This window comes from Pimelobacter sp. 30-1 (assembly GCF_018831735.1).
Classification (GTDB): domain Bacteria; phylum Actinomycetota; class Actinomycetes; order Propionibacteriales; family Nocardioidaceae; genus Nocardioides.
Genome location: NZ_NHTS01000010.1, coordinates 299,272 through 318,450, shown reverse-complemented (window position 1 = coordinate 318,450; position 19,179 = coordinate 299,272). Strand labels below are relative to the sequence as shown.

The 19,179-nt window shown below is 71.8% G+C and carries 19 protein-coding genes; 16 read left to right on the top strand and 3 right to left on the bottom strand.

Annotated features, from left to right (window positions below):
- Window positions 1-51 precede the first annotated feature (51 nt).
- The 11 genes from CCO04_RS23235 to CCO04_RS23185 all read left to right on the top strand — a co-directional run bounded on the left by CCO04_RS23235 (window position 52) and on the right by CCO04_RS23185 (window position 14,409).
- On the top strand, window positions 52-1,413 hold the full coding sequence (locus tag CCO04_RS23235) for a uracil-xanthine permease family protein (protein ID WP_215816530.1): 1,362 nt from the start codon (window positions 52-54) through the stop codon (window positions 1,411-1,413).
- The gene (locus CCO04_RS23230) at window positions 1,410-2,285 is read left to right on the top strand and encodes a xanthine dehydrogenase family protein subunit M (protein ID WP_215816529.1); all 876 of its coding nucleotides are present in this window, start codon (window positions 1,410-1,412) and stop codon (window positions 2,283-2,285) included. Before CCO04_RS23235 ends, CCO04_RS23230 begins: the two co-directional genes overlap by 4 nt.
- On the top strand, window positions 2,282-2,779 hold the full coding sequence (locus CCO04_RS23225; RefSeq protein WP_215816528.1) for a (2Fe-2S)-binding protein: 498 nt from the start codon (window positions 2,282-2,284) through the stop codon (window positions 2,777-2,779). The genes CCO04_RS23230 and CCO04_RS23225 overlap by 4 nt, the downstream gene beginning before the upstream one ends.
- Window positions 2,776-5,154: an aerobic carbon-monoxide dehydrogenase large subunit gene (gene cutA / locus CCO04_RS23220; protein ID WP_215816527.1), complete on the top strand. Its 2,379-nt coding sequence runs from the start codon at window positions 2,776-2,778 to the stop codon at window positions 5,152-5,154. The genes CCO04_RS23225 and cutA overlap by 4 nt, the downstream gene beginning before the upstream one ends.
- Window positions 5,151-5,792: a carbon monoxide dehydrogenase subunit G gene (locus tag CCO04_RS23215; RefSeq protein ID WP_215816526.1), complete on the top strand. Its 642-nt coding sequence runs from the start codon at window positions 5,151-5,153 to the stop codon at window positions 5,790-5,792. The genes cutA and CCO04_RS23215 overlap by 4 nt, the downstream gene beginning before the upstream one ends.
- On the top strand, window positions 5,789-7,186 hold the full coding sequence (locus tag CCO04_RS23210; protein ID WP_215816525.1) for an amidase: 1,398 nt from the start codon (window positions 5,789-5,791) through the stop codon (window positions 7,184-7,186). Before CCO04_RS23215 ends, CCO04_RS23210 begins: the two co-directional genes overlap by 4 nt.
- A 188-nt stretch (window positions 7,187-7,374) precedes the next feature.
- Window positions 7,375-9,453: a hydantoinase/oxoprolinase family protein gene (locus CCO04_RS23205; protein ID WP_215816524.1), complete on the top strand. Its 2,079-nt coding sequence runs from the start codon at window positions 7,375-7,377 to the stop codon at window positions 9,451-9,453.
- 1 nt (window position 9,454) lies between these two features.
- The gene (locus CCO04_RS23200) at window positions 9,455-11,458 is read left to right on the top strand and encodes a hydantoinase B/oxoprolinase family protein (RefSeq protein ID WP_215816523.1); all 2,004 of its coding nucleotides are present in this window, start codon (window positions 9,455-9,457) and stop codon (window positions 11,456-11,458) included.
- A gap of 8 nt (window positions 11,459-11,466) precedes the next feature.
- Window positions 11,467-12,291, top strand: a complete 825-nt coding sequence (locus tag CCO04_RS23195; protein ID WP_215816522.1) for an SDR family oxidoreductase — start codon at window positions 11,467-11,469, stop codon at window positions 12,289-12,291.
- A gap of 62 nt (window positions 12,292-12,353) precedes the next feature.
- Window positions 12,354-13,301: a carbamate kinase gene (locus CCO04_RS23190; protein ID WP_215816521.1), complete on the top strand. Its 948-nt coding sequence runs from the start codon at window positions 12,354-12,356 to the stop codon at window positions 13,299-13,301.
- Window position 13,302: 1 nt separating this feature from the next.
- Entirely contained in the window at window positions 13,303-14,409 is a 1,107-nt protein-coding gene (locus tag CCO04_RS23185) for a ring-opening amidohydrolase (protein ID WP_215816520.1), read from the top strand.
- 93 nt (window positions 14,410-14,502) lie between these two features.
- Here the strand turns inward: CCO04_RS23185 and CCO04_RS23180 are convergent, their stop codons facing one another.
- Window positions 14,503-14,910: a VOC family protein gene (locus CCO04_RS23180; RefSeq protein WP_215816519.1), complete on the bottom strand. Its 408-nt coding sequence runs from the start codon at window positions 14,908-14,910 to the stop codon at window positions 14,503-14,505.
- Window positions 14,911-14,974: 64 nt separating this feature from the next.
- Window positions 14,975-15,721: a YafY family protein gene (locus CCO04_RS23175; RefSeq protein ID WP_215816518.1), complete on the bottom strand. Its 747-nt coding sequence runs from the start codon at window positions 15,719-15,721 to the stop codon at window positions 14,975-14,977.
- A 66-nt stretch (window positions 15,722-15,787) separates the two neighbouring features.
- Here CCO04_RS23175 and CCO04_RS23170 point away from each other — a divergent pair, with 66 nt between their 5' ends.
- Window positions 15,788-16,165 carry an MmcQ/YjbR family DNA-binding protein gene (locus tag CCO04_RS23170; protein ID WP_308281472.1) on the top strand — a complete coding sequence of 126 codons (378 nt, stop codon included), beginning with the start codon at window positions 15,788-15,790 and terminating at the stop codon, window positions 16,163-16,165.
- A 20-nt stretch (window positions 16,166-16,185) separates the two neighbouring features.
- Here CCO04_RS23170 and CCO04_RS23165 read toward each other — a convergent pair whose 3' ends face one another.
- A complete protein-coding gene (locus CCO04_RS23165; RefSeq protein ID WP_252373723.1) occupies window positions 16,186-16,860 on the bottom strand; it encodes a PaaI family thioesterase in 675 nt (224 codons plus the stop codon).
- 16 nt (window positions 16,861-16,876) lie between these two features.
- Here CCO04_RS23165 and CCO04_RS23160 point away from each other — a divergent pair, with 16 nt between their 5' ends.
- The 4 genes from CCO04_RS23160 to CCO04_RS23145 all read left to right on the top strand — a co-directional run bounded on the left by CCO04_RS23160 (window position 16,877) and on the right by CCO04_RS23145 (window position 19,174).
- Window positions 16,877-17,647 (top strand): enoyl-CoA hydratase-related protein, encoded by a 771-nt coding sequence (locus tag CCO04_RS23160; RefSeq protein WP_215816516.1) that lies wholly within the window; start codon window positions 16,877-16,879, stop codon window positions 17,645-17,647.
- A gap of 83 nt (window positions 17,648-17,730) precedes the next feature.
- Complete coding sequence (locus tag CCO04_RS23155) at window positions 17,731-18,237, top strand: hypothetical protein (protein ID WP_215816515.1); 507 nt, start codon at window positions 17,731-17,733, stop codon at window positions 18,235-18,237.
- Between the two features lie 50 nt (window positions 18,238-18,287).
- Window positions 18,288-18,848: a YciI family protein gene (locus CCO04_RS23150; RefSeq protein ID WP_215816514.1), complete on the top strand. Its 561-nt coding sequence runs from the start codon at window positions 18,288-18,290 to the stop codon at window positions 18,846-18,848.
- Window positions 18,845-19,174, top strand: coding sequence for a GNAT family N-acetyltransferase (locus CCO04_RS23145; protein ID WP_215816513.1), 330 nt, complete (start codon window positions 18,845-18,847; stop codon window positions 19,172-19,174). The genes CCO04_RS23150 and CCO04_RS23145 overlap by 4 nt, the downstream gene beginning before the upstream one ends.
- The last annotated feature ends 5 nt before the right edge of the window (window positions 19,175-19,179 follow it).

Sequence of the window (19,179 nt, the reverse complement as noted above, 5' to 3'; positions counted from 1 at the left end):
TGGTCCCTCTGGGCTCGTCCAGGAGGCAGCCCCGAAGGAGGAGGACTCAGCATGTCGATGTTCAAGTGGGAGGTAGTCGACCCGGCTCCGGGTGAGCCGGTCGCGCCCCACCAGCGGCTCCCCTGGGGCCGCACCATCGGACTGGGCGCGCAGCACGTCGTTGCGATGTTCGGTGCGACGTTCGTGTTCCCGCTCGTCATGGGCCTGGACCCGAACCTGGCCATCATGTTCTCGGGTGTCTGCACGATCGGCTTCCTGCTGATCTGCAGCAACAAGGTTCCCAGCTACCTCGGTACGAGCGCCTCGTTCGTCGCCGGTGTCGCTGCGATCCGCACGCAGGGCGGCGACTCCGCCGACGTGACCGGCGCGATCCTGGTCGCGGGCCTCGTGCTCGCCGCCATCGGTGTCGCCGTGCACTTCGCGGGTGCCGGCCTGATCCACAAGATCCTGCCGCCGGCCGTGACCGGTGCCGTGGTCATGCTCATCGGCTTCAACCTGGCGCCGGTCGTGGCGGGCGTCTACTGGCCCCAGGACCAGTGGATCGCGCTCATCACCGCAGGCTTCCTCGTCGTCGCCTCGGTGCTGCTCCCGGGCTTCTGGTCCCGGATCGCGGTCTTCCTGGCGCTGATCTTCGGCTTCATCGTCTCGATCTTCGCCGACAAGGTGTTCGGCCAGATCACCTCGGTCCTCGGCGGCGCCACCGAGGCCACCGCCCACGACCGCGTCACGTGGGACGGCGTCAAGGCGGCCGACTGGATCGGCTTCCCGAGCGGCAAGCTCACCGACGGCGTCAACGTCATCCACGGCCCGAGCTTCTCGATGACCTTCATCCTCCTCGTGCTGCCGGGCGTCATCGCGCTCATCGCGGAGAACACCGGTCACGTCAAGGCCGTCGCCGAGATGACCGGCGACAACCTCGACCCCTACATGGGTCGTGCCATCGGTGCCGACGGTCTGGCCACCGCGTTCGCCAGCGCCTTCGGCGGCTCGCCGACGACGACGTACGCCGAGAACATCGGCGTCATGGGTGCCACCAAGGTCTACTCGACCGCCGCCTACTACGTGGCCGGCATCGTGGCGATCCTGCTGGGCCTGAGCCCGAAGTTCGGTGCCATCGTCAACGCCACCCCGGGTGGTGTGCTCGGCGGCATCACGGTCGTGCTCTACGGCATGATCGGCCTCGTCGGCGCGAAGATCTGGGTCGAGAACAACGTCGACTTCGGTGACCCGGTCAACATGGTCGGCCTGTCGGCCGGTCTGATCGCCGGCATCGGCGGCGTCACGCTCAAGATCACCGACGACTTCCAGCTCGGTGGCATCGCGCTCGGCACGATCCTCGTCATCGTGTTCTTCCACGCAGTCAACCGCCGCAAGGCGGAGCTCGGATCAGGAGAGGTGACCAAGAGGCTGTGAAGCCCGCACCGTTCGACTACGTCCGGCCGGGGTCCCTGGAGGAAGCCCTCCAGGCCCTGGCCGGGCACCCGGAAGCAAAGGTCCTCGCCGGAGGCCAGAGCCTCGTGCCGCTGCTCTCGATGCGGCTCGCGGCTCCGGCCGTCCTGGTGGACATCAACGAGCTGCCGGATCTCGACCACGTCAGGGTCGGCGCCGAGGGCGTCCGGGTGGGAGCACTCGCCCGGCACGCCCAGGTGCTCGCCGACCCCGACGTGGCCCGGGTCCAGCCGCTGGTGACGAAGGCCCTGGCCAACGTCGCCCACGCGACCATCCGCAACCGCGGGACGACGGTCGGCTCGCTGGTCCACGCGGACGCCGCGGCGGAGATGCCCATGGTGCTCCGCCTGCTCGACGGCTCCGTCGACGTGGTCGGACCTTCCGGACGTCGGACGATCCCGGTCGACGAGCTCTACGTCGGCCCCCTCGAGTCGAGCCTGCACCACGACGAGATCGCCGTGGAGGCGTTCTTCCCGGCCCTCGCGGCCGGCAGCGGTGTGGCGTTCGAGGAGATCGCCCGCCGCCACGGCGACTACGCCATGTGCGGCGTGGCCGCCGTGGTCGCGGTCGACGGCGACCGGGTCACCTCGGCCAAGGCCGGCTACCTCTCGGTCTCCGACATCCCGGTGGTGGTCGACCTGACCGAGGCCCTCGGCGGCGTCGTCGACAACCCGTCGCTCGCCGCGGCCGCGGAGGTCGCGCTCGCCGAGCTCGACCCCGAGACCGACATCCACGCGACGGCGGACTACCGCGCGCACCTGGTCCGGGTGCTGACCGCGCGGGTCGTGAGCGCCGCGTACGACGATGCCCGCGCCCGGGCGGAGGGAGCAGCGTGACCGAGAAGACCCACGAGATCCGGCTCAACGTCAACGGCACCGACCACGACGTCGAGGTGCCCGCGCGCCGCCTGCTCTCCGACGCCCTGCGTCACGACATCGGCCTGACCGGCACCCACGTCGGCTGCGAGCACGGCGTCTGCGGCGCCTGCACGGTGCTCGTCGACGGCCAGCCCATGCGCAGCTGCCTCATGTTCGCGGTCTCGGCCGCGGGCCACGAGGTCACCACGGTCGAGGGGCTGGAGAACCCGGACGGCTCGCTCGGCCCCGTCCAGCAGGCGTTCCGCGAGTGCCACGGCCTCCAGTGCGGCTTCTGCACGCCGGGCTTCCTGACCACGATCACCGCCGGCATCGCCGAGAACCCCGAGCCCACCGAGGACGAGGCCCGCGACATGGTCGCCGGCAACCTCTGCCGCTGCACGGGCTACCAGAACATCGTCAAGGCGGTCTGCCGGGCAGCCGAGCTGGCCCGCGAGAGCGAGGACGAGCAGTGACCACCAAGATGATGGGCGCCAAGGTCCAGCGCGTCGAGGACGAGCGGCTGGTCCGCGGCACCGGGCGCTACGTCGACGACGTGGCGCTCGACGCGCTCCACACCGCCGTCCTGCGCAGCCCCCACGCCCACGCCCGCATCCTGTCGATCGACGTCGACGCCGTCCTCGACCTCGACGGCATCCACGCCGTGTGGACCTACGACGACCTCGAGGGCGCGATGGCCGAGCCGCTGCCGCTGCTCATCCCGCACCCCACGCTGACCCACGGCCGCACGCAGTACGCGCTGGCCAAGGACGAGGTCAACTACGTCGGCGAGGCGATCGCCCTGGTCGTCGCCGACGACCGCTACCTGGCCGAGGACGCCCTCGCCCTCATCGCCGTCGAGTACGAGCTGCTGCCCGCCGTCGTCGGCGTCGAGACCGCGCGCGACGGCGCGAACCTGGTCCACGACGACGTCCCCGGCAACGTGGCCGCCCGCATGGAGCAGTCCAACGGCGACGCCGCCGCGGCCATCGCCGCCGCGCCCCACACGCTCTCCCTCGACCTCAAGATCGAGCGCAGCGCCTGCATGCCCATGGAGGGCCGCGGCACCGTCGCGCGCTGGGACCCCGACCAGAACCGGCTCCAGGTCTGGACGTCGACCCAGACCTCCACCGGCGTCCGGGCCGCGATCGCCGCCAAGCTCGGCCTCGACCTCGGTCAGGTCGACGTCATCACCCCCGACGTGGGCGGTGGCTTCGGCGTCAAGATCGTGCACCCCTGGCCCGAGGAGCTCCTCGTCCCGCTGGCCGCGCAGAAGCTCGGCCGCGCGGTGAAGTTCACCGAGGACCGCCGCGAGCACTTCATCTCCTCGGCCCACGAGCGCGCCCAGGTGCACCACGTCGAGGTCGGCTTCGACGACGAGGGCCGGGTCCTCGGGCTCGACGTGCGCTTCTGGCACGACCACGGCGCCTACACGCCCTACGGCCTGATCGTCCCGATCATCACCTCGACCCAGCTGCTCGGCCCCTACAAGCCGGGCGCCTACCACGTGCAGTTCGACTCGCTCTACACGAACACGGTCATCGTCACGCCCTACCGAGGCGCGGGCCGGCCCCAGGGCTGCTTCGTGATGGAGCGGACGATGGACGCCATCGCCGCCGAGCTCGGCAAGGACCGCGCCGACGTCCGGGCGATCAACTTCATCCAGCCCGACGAGTTCCCCTACGACCAGGGCCTGATCTTCCAGGACGGTCGCGAGCTCAAGTACGACTCGGGCGACTACCCGGCCATGCTCGACAAGATCAAGGACCTCGTCGACTGGGACAACTTCGAGTCCTTCCGCGCGGCCAAGGCCGCCGAGGGCAAGCGGGTCGGCCTCGGCCTGGCCTGCTACGTCGAGGGCACCGGTGTCGGCCCCTACGAGGGTGCGCACGTGCACATCGAGACCTCCGGCAAGGTCAAGGTCGCCACCGGTCTCACCTCCCAGGGCCAGGGCCACCAGACGGCGTTCGCCCAGATCGTCGCCGACGAGCTCGGCGTGCGCTTCGAGGACGTCGAGATCACCACCGGCGACACCCGCCGGATGCCCTACGCCGTCGGCACGTTCGCCTCCCGCGCGGCCGTGATGAGCGGCTCGGCCATCCACCTGGCGGCCAAGCGGACCAAGGAGAAGGCGCTGCGGATCGCCGCCGACGCGCTCGAGGCCGACATCGACGACCTCGAGATCGTCGACGGCATCGTGAGCGTCAAGGGCACCGACAGCTCGATCCCGCTCGGCACCGTCGCGGTCCTGTCCAACCCGCTGCGCTACGCCTTCGACGAGGCGTCCAAGGCCGCCACCCAGTTCAACGTCGGCGACCCGACGAAGCCGCCGGTGGCCGAGGACGACGAGCCGGGCCTGGAGGGCAAGGACTTCTACTCGCCGCCGCGCTCGACGTTCGCCTCCGGCATGCACGCCGTGATCGTCGAGACCGACGTCGAGACCGCCGAGATCAAGATCCTCAAGTACGCCGTCGTCCACGACTGCGGCCACCTGATCAACCCGATGATCGTCGAGGGCCAGATCCACGGCGGCGTCGCGCAGGGTGTCGGCGGGGCGCTCTACGAGCGGATGGCCTACGACGAGTCGGGCCAGCTGCTCAATGCCTCGTTCATGGACTTCCTCATGCCCTACGTCACCGAGGTGCCCGAGAGCATCGAGATCGACCACCTGGAGACCCCGTCTCCGCTCAACCCGCTCGGCATCAAGGGCGCGGGAGAGGCCGGCGTGATCCCCGGGTCCGCCGCCTTCGCCGCCGCCATCGAGGACGCCGAGCGCATCACCATCACCGCCATGCCCATCTCGCCGTCGGAGCTCTTCGCGCTGCGTGCGGCCCAGAAGGAGTCGAAGTGAAGATCTCCGGTCAGAACACCATCGCCGCCCCCGTCGAGAAGGTCTGGGACGCGATCCTCGACCCGCGCGTCCTCGTGGCGACGATCCCCGGCTGCGAGCAGCTCGAGGCGACCGGCGAGAACGCCTACGCGATGACCGTCAGCGCCGGCGTCGCGGCGATCAAGGGCACCTACTCGGGCTCCTGCGTCCTCGAGGACCTCCGCAAGGGCGAGGGCCTGACCATGAAGCTCAAGGGTGCCGGCGCGCCGGGCACCATCGACGCGACGGTCCTGGTGACGTTCGCCGACCAGGGCGGCCAGACCGTGCTGTCCTACGACGCGGACGCCGTCGTCGGCGGCATGATCGGCGGCGTCGGCCAGCGGATGCTGACCAGCGTCTCGCGCCGGATGGCCGCGGAGTTCTTCGGCAACGTCGAGAAGGTCATCGCCAACGGCCTGCCCGCCGAGGTGGCCGAGGCCGCCCCGGCGACCAACGCCGAGGGCGCCCAGGTCTTCGCCGCCGCCCCGAAGCCCGCCCGCGCCGCGGCCGGTGCCGGTGCCGCCGTGGGTGGCGAGTCGTTCCTCATGGGCGTCGCGATCGGCGGTGGCCTCGTGCTCGCTGGTGTGATCGTCGGCGGTCTGCTGGGCCGTCGTCGATGACCGGTCCCGTCGAGATCGGGCCCGACTCGACCGCCCGGGACCAGGCCGCGGCGGTCCGCCGCCGCGACATCTCCGCGCGCGAGCTGCTCGACCTCCACCTGGACCGGATCGCCGAGCGCAACCCCGAGCTCAACGCGATCGTCTCGCTCGACGAGGAGCGGGCCCGTGCGGGCGCCGCGGCCGCCGACGAGGCGCTCGCCTCGGGCGCCGAGGTCGGCGCGCTGCACGGTCTGCCGTTCGCGTTCAAGGACACCCACGCGGTCGGGGGCTGGCGGACGACGTACGGATCGCCGGTGATGTCGGACAACGTGCCCGAGCGCGACGAGCTGATCGTCGAGCGCGTGCGCGGTGCGGGCGCGGTCACGATCGGCAAGACCAACGTCCCCGAGTTCGCGGCCGGCTCCCACACGTTCAACCCGGTCTTCGGCACCACGCTCAACCCGGTCGACCCGACGCGCTCCGCGGGTGGGTCCAGCGGGGGAGCGGCGTGCGCGCTGGCCTCCGGCATGGTGCCGCTGGCCGACGGTTCCGACATGGGCGGCTCGCTGCGCAACCCGGCGTCCTTCTGCGGCGTGGTCGGCATGCGCCCGAGCCTGGGCCGGGTGCCCGAGTGGCCGCTCTACAACCAGTGGGAGACCACGTCGGTCGGCGGCCCGATGGCCCGCAATGTCGGCGATCTCGCGCTCCTGCTCTCCGTGATGGCCGGCCCCGACCCGCGCGCCCCCCAGGCGCTCGGCGACCCGGGCTCGGTCTTCGCCGAGCCGGTGGCGGCATCGCTGGCGGGTCTGCGGGTGGCCCTCAGCGTCGACCTCGGCGGCGCGATCGACGTCGACCACGAGGTCGCCGCGGTGGTCGAGCAGGCCGGCCGCGCGCTGGCCGGCGCCGGGGCGTCCGTGTCCGGCGCCGCGCCCGACCTGGGCCTGGCCGACGACACCTTCCGCACCCTGCGCGCCTGGCACTTCCAGGCCAAGCTGGGCCGGCTCCTCGCCGCGCACCCCGACGCGTTCAAGCAGTCGCTGGCCGACAACATCCGGGCCGGCGAGTCGCTGACCGGGGCCGACGTGGCCCGGGCCTACACCCAGCGCACCGCGCTGTCCGAGACGATGCGCGCCTTCTTCGGCGACCACGACGTCCTCGTGCTGCCGGTCTCGCAGGTGCCGCCGTTCCCGGCGACCCAGGAGTTCCCGACCGAGATCAACGGCAAGCCGATGGCGACCTACCTCGACTGGATGCGGTCGGCGTACTTCATCACCGTCACCGGCTGCCCGGCCATCTCGGTGCCCTTCGGCACGACGTCGACCGGCCTGCCCGTCGGCGTCCAGCTCGTCGCGCCGCACGGCGCCGACCGGCGCCTGCTCGAGGTCGCGGCCGCCTTCGAGGCGCTCGCCGGCTGAGTCCCCGTCCGCGGCCGCCCGCGGGCACGTCGTACGCCCACCTGCCTCCGGGCCGGTGGGCGTTCGGCATTTCCGGAGATCGCCACGCGCCCAGCGAAGCGCGGTCGTCAATGTCTGCCGACGATCTGCCACTTCCTCGGCAGAAGATGCCGTCGTGCGAAGCGACGCGGGTCACTTGAATGTGACCCATGACAGCGAGGCGGATCAGAATCGGCATCGACACCGGCGGCACGTTCACCGACGTCGTCGCCTTCGACGAGGACAGCGGTGCGGTGATCACCACCAAGACCCCGAGCACGCCGGCGAACCCGGCCGACGGGTTCCTGGCCGGCATCGACAAGGTGCTGGAGATCGCGGGAGCGGAGTCCTCCGACGTGGTGGCGGTCAGCCACGGCACCACGGTCGCGACGAACCAGCTCCTCGAGGGCAAGGTGGACGCGCTGGGGTTCATCACCACCGAGGGCTACGAGGCGATGCTGGAGATCGCCCGTCAGTCGGTGCCCGACGGCTACGGCAACTCCTACTTCTGGGTCAAGCCCGACCGGATCGTCCCGCGGGACCTGGTCAAGGGCGTCGGCGGCCGCCTGGACTTCACCGGCGCCGAGATCCGTCCGTTCGACGAGGCCAAGGCCCGTGAGGTCGCGCGCTGGTTCAAGGCCAAGGGGATCGACACGCTGGGTGTCTGCTTCCTGCACGCCTACGCCAACCCCGCCCACGAGGAGCGGATGCGCGAGATCATCGCCGAGGAGCACCCCGACGCGGTCGTCTCGATCTCGAGCGAGGTGCTGCGCGAGTACCGCGAGTACGAGCGCTCGATGACCACCCTGGTCGACGCGGCGGTCAAGCCGAAGCTCTCCCGCTACGTCAACAACATCAAGGACCGCCTGGCCGCGCAGACCGGCCGGACCGTCCCGTTCTACGTGATGAAGTCCAACGGTGGCGTGCTCTCGGCCGACGAGGTCGTGCACCAGCCCATCACCACCGTCCTGTCCGGCCCCGCGGCGGGCGCGCTCGGCGCGGCCCTCATCGCCAAGGTCGCCGGCTTCGACAAGGTCCTCACCTCCGACGGCGGCGGTACGTCGACCGACGTCTCGGTCGTCATCGACGGCGAGCCCACGCTGACCACCGAGGGCAGCGTCGGCGTCTACCCGTCCAAGATCCCGATGATCGACGTCGTCACCGTCGGTGCCGGCGGCGGCTCCATCGCCTGGCTCTCGCCCGAGGGTACCCTCAAGGTCGGCCCGCACTCGGCCGGCGCCGACCCGGGCCCGATCTGCTACCGCAAGGGCGGCACGGACGTCACCATCACCGACGCCCACGTCTTCCTCGGCCGGATCCCTCCCCACCTGCTCGGTGGCGAGATCCCGCTCGACGTCGACGCGGCCACCGCCGCGATCCAGCAGCTGGCGGGCAAGCTCGGCATCACCGCCGAGGCCTGCGCCAACGGCATCCTGGAGATCTCGGCGTGGAACCAGGCCAACGCGCTGCGCCAGGTGACCGTCAAGCGCGGCCTCGACGTGCGTGACTTCACCCTCACCACGTTCGGCGGCTCGGGCTCGCTGCTCCTGTGCCGGCTCATGGACATCCTCAACGTCCCGACCGTGCTGGTCCCGCCGAACCCGGGCAACGTCTCGGCCTTCGGCCTGCTCACGGTCGACGTCAAGAACGACTACGTCCAGACCCACGTCGCGCTCCAGGAGAACGTCGACACGGCGGACCTCCAGCGCGAGTTCGACGTCCTGCAGGCGCGGGCCGCGGAGGCGCTCAGCAAGGAGGGCTTCGCCGAGGCGGACCACGTCTTCGTGCGGACCGCCGACGTGCGCTACTTCGGCCAGGCCTTCGAGGTCCGGGTCGGCGTCCCCGACGGTCCGGTCACCACCGAGACCCTGGGCGCGGTCGCCGACCGCTTCCACGCCGAGCACAAGGTGCTCTACGGCTACGACTTCTCCGGCGACTCCTCGCAGCAGGTCGAGATCGTCAACCTCCGGGTCTCGGGCGTCGGCCCGATCAAGCGCCCCGAGATCCTCCGCGCCGACGAGGCGAAGCCGGAGCCGCAGCCCACGGGCACGCGCTCCATCTGCTTCGACGCCGAGGCCGGGTACGTCGAGACGCCGATCTTCTGGCGCCCCGACCTGCCGGCCGGCCAGGTGCTCGCCGGTCCGGTGATCATCGAGGAGTTCGGTTCGACCGTGCCCGTCCACCCCGGCTTCACCGCCCGGGTCGACGACTACGCCAACATCATCGTGACGCGCTCGGAGGGAAACTGACATGTGCCTGAGCTGCCAGACCATCTCTGTCCAGAACCCGGCCGCCCCGCGGACGTTCACCCACGACGGTGACATCACCTCGCACCGCGCGCCGACCCAGTTCCCCTTCGGCACCCTGACCGAGGACGCCGGCCGCAGCGCCGACCCCGTCCTGGTCGAGATCGTCCAGGGGTCGCTGGCCGCCGTCGAGCACGAGGTCGAGACCGCCATCGCGCGGACCAGCCGCTCGCCGATGATCCGCGACGCCCACGACTTCCGCGCGGGCATCCACGACCGGCTGCTGCGCAAGCTCACCGGCCGCTCGTACTCCGCGCTCGTGCACCCGGTCGCCCGGGACTTCCCGATCGAGGAGATGAAGGAGGGTGACGTCTTCTTCCACAACGACGTCTACCTCTCCGAGGGTGGCATCGGCCACCTCCCCGACCTGTGCGTCACCGTCCCGGTGTTCGCCGGCCCCGAGGGGGAGCGGCGCGTCGTCGCGTTCATCCAGGCCTTCGGCCACCACGACGACATCGGCGGCGCGGTGCCCGGCTCCATGCCGTCCCACGCCACCAGCGTGTTCGAGGAGGGCCTCGCGGTTCCCCCGATCAAGCTCTGGGACGCCGGTGTGCCGAACCGCTCGGCGCTGACGATCATGACCCGCAACTCGCGCATGCCCGAGTCGCTCGCGGCCGACCTGGACGCCGAGTGCTCGGCCTGCCTGATGGGCGCGCGGCGCCTGGGCGAGCTCTTCGACCGCTACGGCATCGAGACCGTCGAGGCCTGCTTCGACGCCGTCATCGACCGCTCCACCGAGACCTACCGGCGCGAGATCCTCTCCAAGATCCCGGTCGGCACCTGGACCTGGGAGGACTACGCCGAGCACGACGGTGTCGACGACCCGCAGCTGCACACCCAGCGGATCACCCTGACCCGTACCGCGGCCGAGGACCCCGAGGGCGAGCGGCTCATCCTGGACTTCGCGGGCACCGGCCCGCAGGCCAAGGGCCCGATCAACCACTGCGGTGACTACTCCGACGGTGTCTTCCTCAAGAAGTGGCTCGCGCCGATCCTGCGCAACCTGGCCGACACCCCGGAGCGGATGGCCGAGCTCGACGTCAACGAGGGCGTCGTGCCGCTCATCGAGATGCGCTTCCCCGAGAAGGGCACGCTGCTGACGCCGATCTTCCCGGCGCCGACCAACGCCCGGACGTTCGTCATCCTGCGCCTGCTCGGCGTCCTGGCCGGCGTGATCGCCAAGGCGGTCGACGGCAAGATGCCCGCCGACCAGGAGACGATCCGCTACACCGGTGTCTACGGCGAGGACCTCGAGGGCCGCTCGTACCTCATGCGCGAGGTGCTCGGCGGCGGCTCGGGCGGTCGCTACTACGCCGACGGCGAGGACACCATCCACGTCGTCCCGGACTCGCGCAACCTCCCCACGGAGTTCACCGAGTCGCGCTTCCCGTTCGTGGTCGAGTCGCTCAGCCTCGCCAAGGACTCCGGCGGTGCCGGTCAGTTCCGCGGCGGCCTGGGCTACGAGAAGCACATCCGGATGCTCAAGGACGCGCACTTCATGTCCATCGCGGACCGCTCCATCCTCGCCTGCTGGGGCGTCAAGGGCGGCAAGGCGGGCAAGCCGTTCCAGGTCACCATCGACCCGGGCGGCCCCAACGAGCGTGAGGTCGACGCCCTCGCCGACGCCGAGCCCGTGGTGGCCGGCGAGACGATCCGGATCCGCACCACCGGTGGCGGCGGCTGGGGCAACCCGGTCGACCGCGACCCGGAGCTCGTGGTCCGCGACGTCGTGTGGCGCAAGGTCTCGGCCGAGGCGGCCCTCGCCGACTACGGCGTGGTCCTGACCGGCTCGCTCGACGACGACACCCTCGGGTACGACGCCGCGGCCACCACGGCCGAGCGCGCCGCCCGCCCGGCTCCGGCCGACGAGGACGTCTTCTTCGACCGTGGCCCCGGCTACAGCACCCTGTCCGGTGGCGCCGCCGCGGCCGCGGTGGACACCCTCTGAGGATCGCCGTGAAGGTCGCGGTCCTCGGAGGATCGGGCAAGACCGGCCGCGCCGTCAGCGCGGCCCTGGCTCAGGCGGGCGTGGCGACACGCCCCCTGGGCCGGGCCGCGTTCGGTGATCTGCCGGCCGCCCTGGCCGGAGCCGACGCGGTGCACGTCATCGCGCCCAACCTCCACCCGGACGAGCCCGGGTACGTCACCGCCGTGCTCGCCGCGGCCCACCAGGTCGGCGTCGGCCGGATCGTCTACCACTCGGTCGCCTCGCCCTACGTGCCGGCGATGCCGCACCACGTCGGCAAGGCCGAGGCGGAGGACCTGGTCCGCCGCTCCGGGCTGGAGTGGACGATCCTGCAGCCCTGCGCCTACGTCCAGAACTTCGTGCCCGCGCTCGTCGCGGGCGCCGAGTCCGCGGCCGGCTCCGGGGGTGCCGCCCGGCTCGACGTCCCCTATGCGGTGCACACGCCGTTCGGGCTGGTCGACCTGCACGACGTCGCCGCGGCCACCGCGGTGGTGCTGACCAGGCCGGGGCACGTCGGGGCGACGTACGAGCTCGGGGGACCGGCGCTCGTCAGCGTCGCCGACGTCGCCGTCGCGGCCGCGACGGTGCTCGGTCACGAGGTGCTCGCACGCCGGATCGACCCGGACGACTGGGACGAGAGCGCGACCGGGCTCGACGAGCGCGAGCGGGTCTGGCTGCGCGCGATGTTCGCCTACTACGACGACCACGGGCTCCCGACCGGGGGCGTGCCGCTCGGTGCGCTGCTCGGCCGCGCGCCGGCAGGTCTTGGTGAAGTGTTGTCCCGGGAGCTGGCTGGCAGGAGTTGCCAGGGTTGACGCCGGGAGTTGGCTGATCCTCACGATGAACGCGGGTGACCCGGCTCACTAGGTTCGCAGTCATGAGAATCCTGCTCGCCCTCGGCGGCAACGCGATGACGTCGCCGGACGGCAAGGCCCGTCCGGAGGACCAGATCGCTGCCGCGACCGAGGCCATGGAGGCGGTCGCCGACCTCGTCGCCGAAGGCGTCGAGGTCCTGATCACCCATGGCAACGGTCCCCAGGTGGGCAACCTGCTCGTCAAGAACGAGCTCGCTGCCCCCGTCGTACCTCCCGTGCCGCTCGACTGGTGCGGTGCCCAGACCCAGGGCACCCTCGGCGACATCCTGATGAACGCCCTCGACGCGGCCCTCGCCGCGCGGGGCATCGCCCGTCCCACCGCGGCGCTGGTCACCCGGACCCGCGTCGACGCCGCCGACCCCGCGTTCGCGGCGCCGAGCAAGCCGGTCGGCCGCTACCTGTCCGCCGACGAGGCGCAGACGATGATCGACCACGGTGAGACGTGGGAGGACCGCGGCGAGCGCGGCTGGCGACGCATGGTCGCCTCGCCCGAGCCGCTCGAGGTCATCGACGCGCCCGCCGCCGTCGCGCTCGTCGACGCCGGCTTCGTCGTGATCGCCAACGGCGGCGGGGGCATCCCGACCGTCCGTCGTCCCGACGGCACGCTCGCCGGCGTCGAGGCGGTCATCGACAAGGACCTCGGCGCCGCGCTGCTCGCGCGCGCGGTCGAGGTCGACATGCTCGTGATCGCCACCGACGTGGCGCACGCGATCCTCGGCTTCGGTACGCCGGAGGCCGAGGACATCGGCGAGGTCACCCTGGACCAGATGCGTTCCTACGCAGCGGCCGGGCACTTCGCCGGAGGCTCGATGGGGCCGAAGGTCGACGCCATCTGCCGCTTCGTCGAGCGGTCCGGCCGCCTCGGCGTCATCACCGATCTCAGCAGCATCGTCGCTGCCGCCTCCGGCAAGGCCGGAACGATCGTCACCCCTAACCGAAAGGAAGCCTGACATGCCTTCTGCCATCGAGGTCCGTAAGGTCCCGATCCACTCCGTCGCCGACGCTTCCGAGCTGGCCAAGCTCATCGACGACGGCGTCTTCGCCGCCGACCGCGTCATCGCGATCATCGGCAAGACCGAGGGCAACGGCGGCGTCAACGACTACACCCGGATCATCGCCGACCGCGCCTTCCGCGAGGTCCTGATGGCCAAGGGCGCCCCCGAGGAGCAGGTCAAGGGCGTTCCGATCGTGTGGTCCGGCGGCACCGACGGCGTGATCAGCCCCCACGCCACCATCTTCGCCACGGTCGACGTCCCCGAGGACGACCCGAGCCGCGACGAGCAGCGCCTCACGGTCGGCTTCGCGATGAGCGAGCCGATCCTGCCCGAGGAGATCGGCTACGTCGCGATGATCGAGAAGGTCGCCGCGGGCGTGAAGGTCGCCATGGAGCGTGCCGGCATCACCGACGTCGCCGACGTGCACTACGTGCAGACCAAGACCCCGCTGCTCACCATCCACACCATCCGTGACGCGCACAGCCGCGGCAAGGAGGTCTGGACCGAGCACACCCACGAGTCGATGGACCTGTCCAACGGCGTCACCGGCCTCGGCATCGCCGTGGCCCTCGGCGAGATCGAGATGCCGACCGACGCCGACGTGATGAACAACCGCGACCTGTACTCGTCGGTGGCCTCGTGCTCCTCGGGTGTCGAGCTGGACCAGGCCCAGATCGTCGTGGTCGGCAACGCCAAGGGCGTCGGCGGCCGCTACCGCATCGGCCACTCGGTGATGAACGACGCGCTCGACCAGGACGGCATCTGGGACGCCATCAAGAACGCCGGCCTCGACCTGCCCGAGCGCCCGCGCACCGCGGACCTCGACGGCCGCCTGGTCAACGTGTTCCTCAAGTGCGAGGCCTCGCAGAACGGTGAGGTCCGGGGTCGTCGCAACGCGATGCTCGACGACTCCGACGTGCACTGGCACCGCCAGATCAAGTCGTGCGTCGGTGGCGTGACCGCCGCCGTCACGGGCGACCCGGCCGTCTTCGTGTCGGTCTCGGCCGCGCACCAGGGTCCCGAGGGTGGCGGCCCCGTCGCCGCGATCGTCGACCTGGGCTGACCAGCCCGCGCCGTGTAGCCCCGGCGCGAGCCTGGGCCAGGAGGGGCCCGACCTACCGGTCGGGCCCCTTCGCCGTGTCCGGGGCTCATCGGCTCATCGGGCCGGCGGGGAGAACACGCTGAACTGGTTGCCGGCCGGGTCGCGCAGGTAGGCGAACGTCGGCACCCCGGGCCCGACGTCGAGGTGCTGGCTGAGCACCGTGCCGCCGAGCTCGGCGGCCGCCACGCAGGTCGCGGCGACGTCGGCGACGAGGATCGAGAACACGGCGTGGCCCGGCAGCCGGCCGCCGGTGCCGAAGATGCCGCCGGAGGGTGCGCCCCCACCGCCCGGAGCGGTGACCAGGCGGTAGTCGAGCCCGCCGGCCTGGGAGGCCTCGTCGGCGGCGAAGGACCAGTCGAAGAGGCCGCCGTAGAAGGTCTCGGCGGCGCCCGGGTCGTCGGTGGCGATCTCGAACCAGGCGACGGTGCCGGGGACGGGCGGGGCGGCGGGGGTGGTGGTCATGGTGGGTCCTCCTGGAGGTGTCGGGTGGGTACGACGACCACGCTCCCAGCGGTTGGCGACAGCCCTATGTCGGAGTTTCCGCGGCCATCGCGAGGATCTTCTCCGGGCCCAGCGCGGCCTCCGGCCGGGCGATGAGCTGCCCGGGGATCTCGGGCTCGATCGGCCGGCGCGGACCGCGGGGGAGCGCGGGGGTGCGCTCGGCGCGGGTGATCCGGTCCATCCGGAACACCCGGTCGTCCTCGCGCAGCCGGCACCAGGCGGTCAGGTAGGACCCGCGCGGGCCGACGACCACGTGCTGCGGCTCGACCTCGCGCTCGGACTCGACGCGGTCGATGTCGACATAGCCGATCCGGAGGACCTGGCCCCGGCGCACCGCCTGCCAGATGGTCTCGGCGACGTCGGCGTCCGGCGCCGCCCCCTGCGGTACGACGAGCCGCACCTTGGCCGCCGCCGTGCGGGCCTCGGCGAGCGCGGCCGGCGGCATCGCGGCGACGATCTTCTGCAGCGCCGAGCGGGCATCGCGCGCGAACAGCACGTGGGCGCTGCTGCTGAGCGCCATCGCGAGCGCCGTCGCCTCGCGCGGGGTGAAGTTGAGCGGTGGCAGCGTCATCGACGGGTCGAGGCTGTAGCCACCGGTACGGCCCTGCTTGGTCGCCAGCGGTACGCCGGCCTGGCCGAGGGCGCTGAGGTCGCGCTCGACCGTCCGGACGCTGACCTCGAAGTGGGCGGCGAGCTGGCTCGCCGTACGTCCTCGGGGGCCGGCGGCGCGCAGCTCCTCGACCAGCGCGTAGAGACGGTCGGTGCGGTTCATGTCCCGCACGCTAGGCGCGAGCATGGACAGTGCCGGGCTGTCGGCGGCGTGTGGGACATTCGTGCTGTGCCTCGCCCGACCCGTCCTGACGTCCCCGGCGCCTACGTCTCGCGGCTGCGCGCGATCTTCGCCCGGCTCCCCGAGTGCGCCGAGGAGGACGCCTGGGTGGGGGTGCGCTGGCGGGTGTCCGGGACGACCTCGACGGTGGCCCACGTGTTCGGCGGTGAGGACCAGCTCTACCGGATCGTGTTCCGCGCCGAGCCCGACGAGGTGATGGCGTTCCAGCACCTGGGGGCGCCGTACTTCCGGGCGGAGTGGGGCGGCAATGTCGTCGGCATGCTCATCGACGACGACACCGACTGGGTCGAGCTCGGCGAGCTGCTCACCGACTCCTACTGCCTGCAGGCGCCGCCGCGGCTGGCCGACCTGGTCGACCGGCCCTAGCGATCGGGTCAGCGCTCAGCTCAGCCCTCGGCCGAGCGCGACCAGCCCTGCTCGGTCTCGTCGATCGGCGCCCAGCTCGGGATCAGGAACAGTCCGCTCGCCTCGACCGCGGCCTCCTCGCCGGGCACGCCGATGCTCGCCTCGACGGTGATCTTGCGGCCGTTCTCGTCGGCGATGCGCGCCTCGAGCCGGACCGGCCCGAGCGGCAGCGGACGGCGGTAGCGCAGGGTCAGCGTGCCGGTCATCGTGAGCCGCTTGAAGCCGCTCGCGGTCTCGCCCATGATCTGGTCGAGCAGCAGCGCGGAGATGCCGCCGTGGACCATCCCCGGCGGGCCCTCGTAGGCCGCGCCGAGCGTCACCTCGGCGTACGCGCTGGCGCTGGCGTCGTCGTGCACGTTGAGCACCGGCGGCGCGATCGCGTTGCCGCGCCCGACCACGGCGTTGCCCCAGTTCCACGAGCGGCCCTCGGAGTTGAACCGCACCCCCGCCGGACCCGGCAGCTGGGCGGCGCGCAGCCGGGCGACGAGCGCGTCCACCTCGTCTCGTACGGCGACCAGCTCGTCGTCGGCGACCGTGCTACGGATGGTCGCGTCGACGAGGTCGCGGACGGAGTCGGTGAGCGAGGAGAGGACCTTCTCGCGACGGTCGACCTCGCCGGACGGGATCTCGTCGTGGATGAACATCTCCATGGTCATCCCTAGATTGTCCCGCATGAGCGACAGCACCGGTGCCCCGGCCGTCCAGACCATCCGCGTCGACCGCACCCTCGTCATCGGTCTCGACCGCCCGGCCAAGCGCAACGCCATCAACGGCGCCGTCACCCAGGGCCTCGACGAGGCCCTCAACCTCCTCGAGGACGACGACTCCCTCTGGTGCGGCGTGCTGACCGGCGGACCGTCGGTCTTCTCCGCCGGCGCCGACCTCGCCGAGGGCCCCGGCGAGCCCACCGAGCGCGGCGGCATCGCCGGGATCATGTCGCGCGTGCGCCCCAAGCCGCTGATCGCCGCGGTCGAGGGCTACGCCCTCGGCGGCGGCCTCGAGCTGGTCCTGGCCTGCGACCTCGTCGTCGCCTCCCGGACCGCCACCTTCGGCTTCCCCGAGGTCAAGCGCGGCCTCCTGCCCGACTTCGGCGGCGTCTTCCGCGCCCCCCGCGTGCTCCCCGCCAACGTCGCCCGCGAGATGCTCCTGACCGGCGAGCCGATCGACGCCGAGCGCGCTGAGCGGCTCGGCTTCGTCAACCGCCTGGTCGAGCCGGGCGCGACCTTCGACGTCGCGCTCGGGCTGGCCGCCACCATCAGCGGCAACGCGCCGCTCGCCGTACGGGAGGCGTTGGCGTTGGCCCACGACGAGATCAACGGCGACGAGTCCGCGAGCTGGGCCGCCAGCCACGCCGCGCACGCGCGGCTGCTGGCCTCGGCGGACGTCGCCGAGGGGATCACGGCGTTCTTCGAGCGGCGCGAGCCGCGCTGGACGGGTCGCTGAGCCGTTCCGCCTGCTGGCACTTCTTGTTGACCGGTTCGTGACGTCACCTAACCTGGCGCCGACGCCGACATCGGGGGGTAGTCATGGAGTCAGGATCCTGGGCAGAGTGGCTCGCGGCCTTGGGTGGCCTGTGCGCGGTCGCGGCGGCGGTCACCGCGGGCTACTACGCCAAGGCTGCTCATGCGCTGGAGCGCGATCGCGAGAACCGGGCCGAGGAGTCGCGCCGCCGCGGCCAGGCGGCGCGGATCGCGGTCTGGCCGAGTCTGCGGACCGCGGACAAGACCTACGGCGTCATGCTCGCGAACACCTCCGACTCGCTGGTCTACGGATTGGAGGTGCTCGCCGCCTCGGAGGCGCACGGTGAGGGTCGGGTCGTCCTGCGGTTCCTGCCGCCGGGGCTCTACTTCGTCGATCCCTGGCAACGCGAGGACCGGTTCCCCGACCGGATCGCCGACGAGTCCGCCTACCGTCCGGTGATGAGCACCGACAAGTACGCCGTGACGCTCACCTTCACCGACGCCAAGGGCGTCCACTGGTCCCGGTTGCCGCAGCGGCCCCTGGCCGAGCTGCCCGCCCGGGCCGGCGGCTGACGATCGCCGGCCGGCGCCCCCACCGCCCGGCGGCCGGGTAGAACTGGGGCATGGACTTCCTCGTCTACCACCGCGACCGGCCCGGCTCGGGCGACCTGCGCCGGGCCCTCGTCGAGGAGCACTGGTCCTACATGGACGGCTTCGCCGAGACGATGATCGCGCGGGGGCCGACGTTCGACGCGACGGGCGAGGTGCTCACGGGCAGCGTCCACGTGCTCGGTCTGGCCGACCCGGCGGCAGCGTGGCGCTTCGCGTTCGAGGAGCCGTCGTACCAGGCGGGGGCCTATCGGGACGTGCTGGTGCGCCGCTTCCGCAACGACCTCGGGCGCACGATGTGGGACTTCGCCGGGGGGAGGGACGGGGACGACCGCTACCTGGTGCTGGGGCTCGGGCCGGAGCCGGGGCCCGAGCCGGTGGTGCCGGACTCGGAGGACCTGATCGGCTGCGGTGCGCTGCTGTCCGACGACGGCCAGACCTGGCTCGGTACGGCGGTGCTGGTCCGGGCCGCGGGGCTCGACGCGGCGCGGGAGGTCCTCGCCGCCCATCGCTACGATGCGGTCGAGGTGCATCGCTGGCACTTCGGGGGCCGTCGGACGGAGGACCAGGGATGAACGCGGTGAACCACGACGAGCTGACGGTGACGAACAACCGGGACCTCAGCCGGTACGAGATCCGGCTCGGCTACACCCAGGTGGGGCTGGCGGCCTACCAGGAGGCGAAGGACCTGATCGTCTTCACCCACACCGAGGTCGACCGTGAGCTGGAGGGCGCCGGCGTCGGCTCGCGCCTGATCCGCGCGGCGCTGGACGACGTCCGGGGGAGTGGGCGGCTGGTGCTGCCGGTGTGCCCGTTCGTGCACGCCTTCATCGTGCGCCACCCCGAGTACGCCGACCTCGACTACCGCAACCACCGCGCCCCCTCGACCGCCCGCGACTGAGGCCG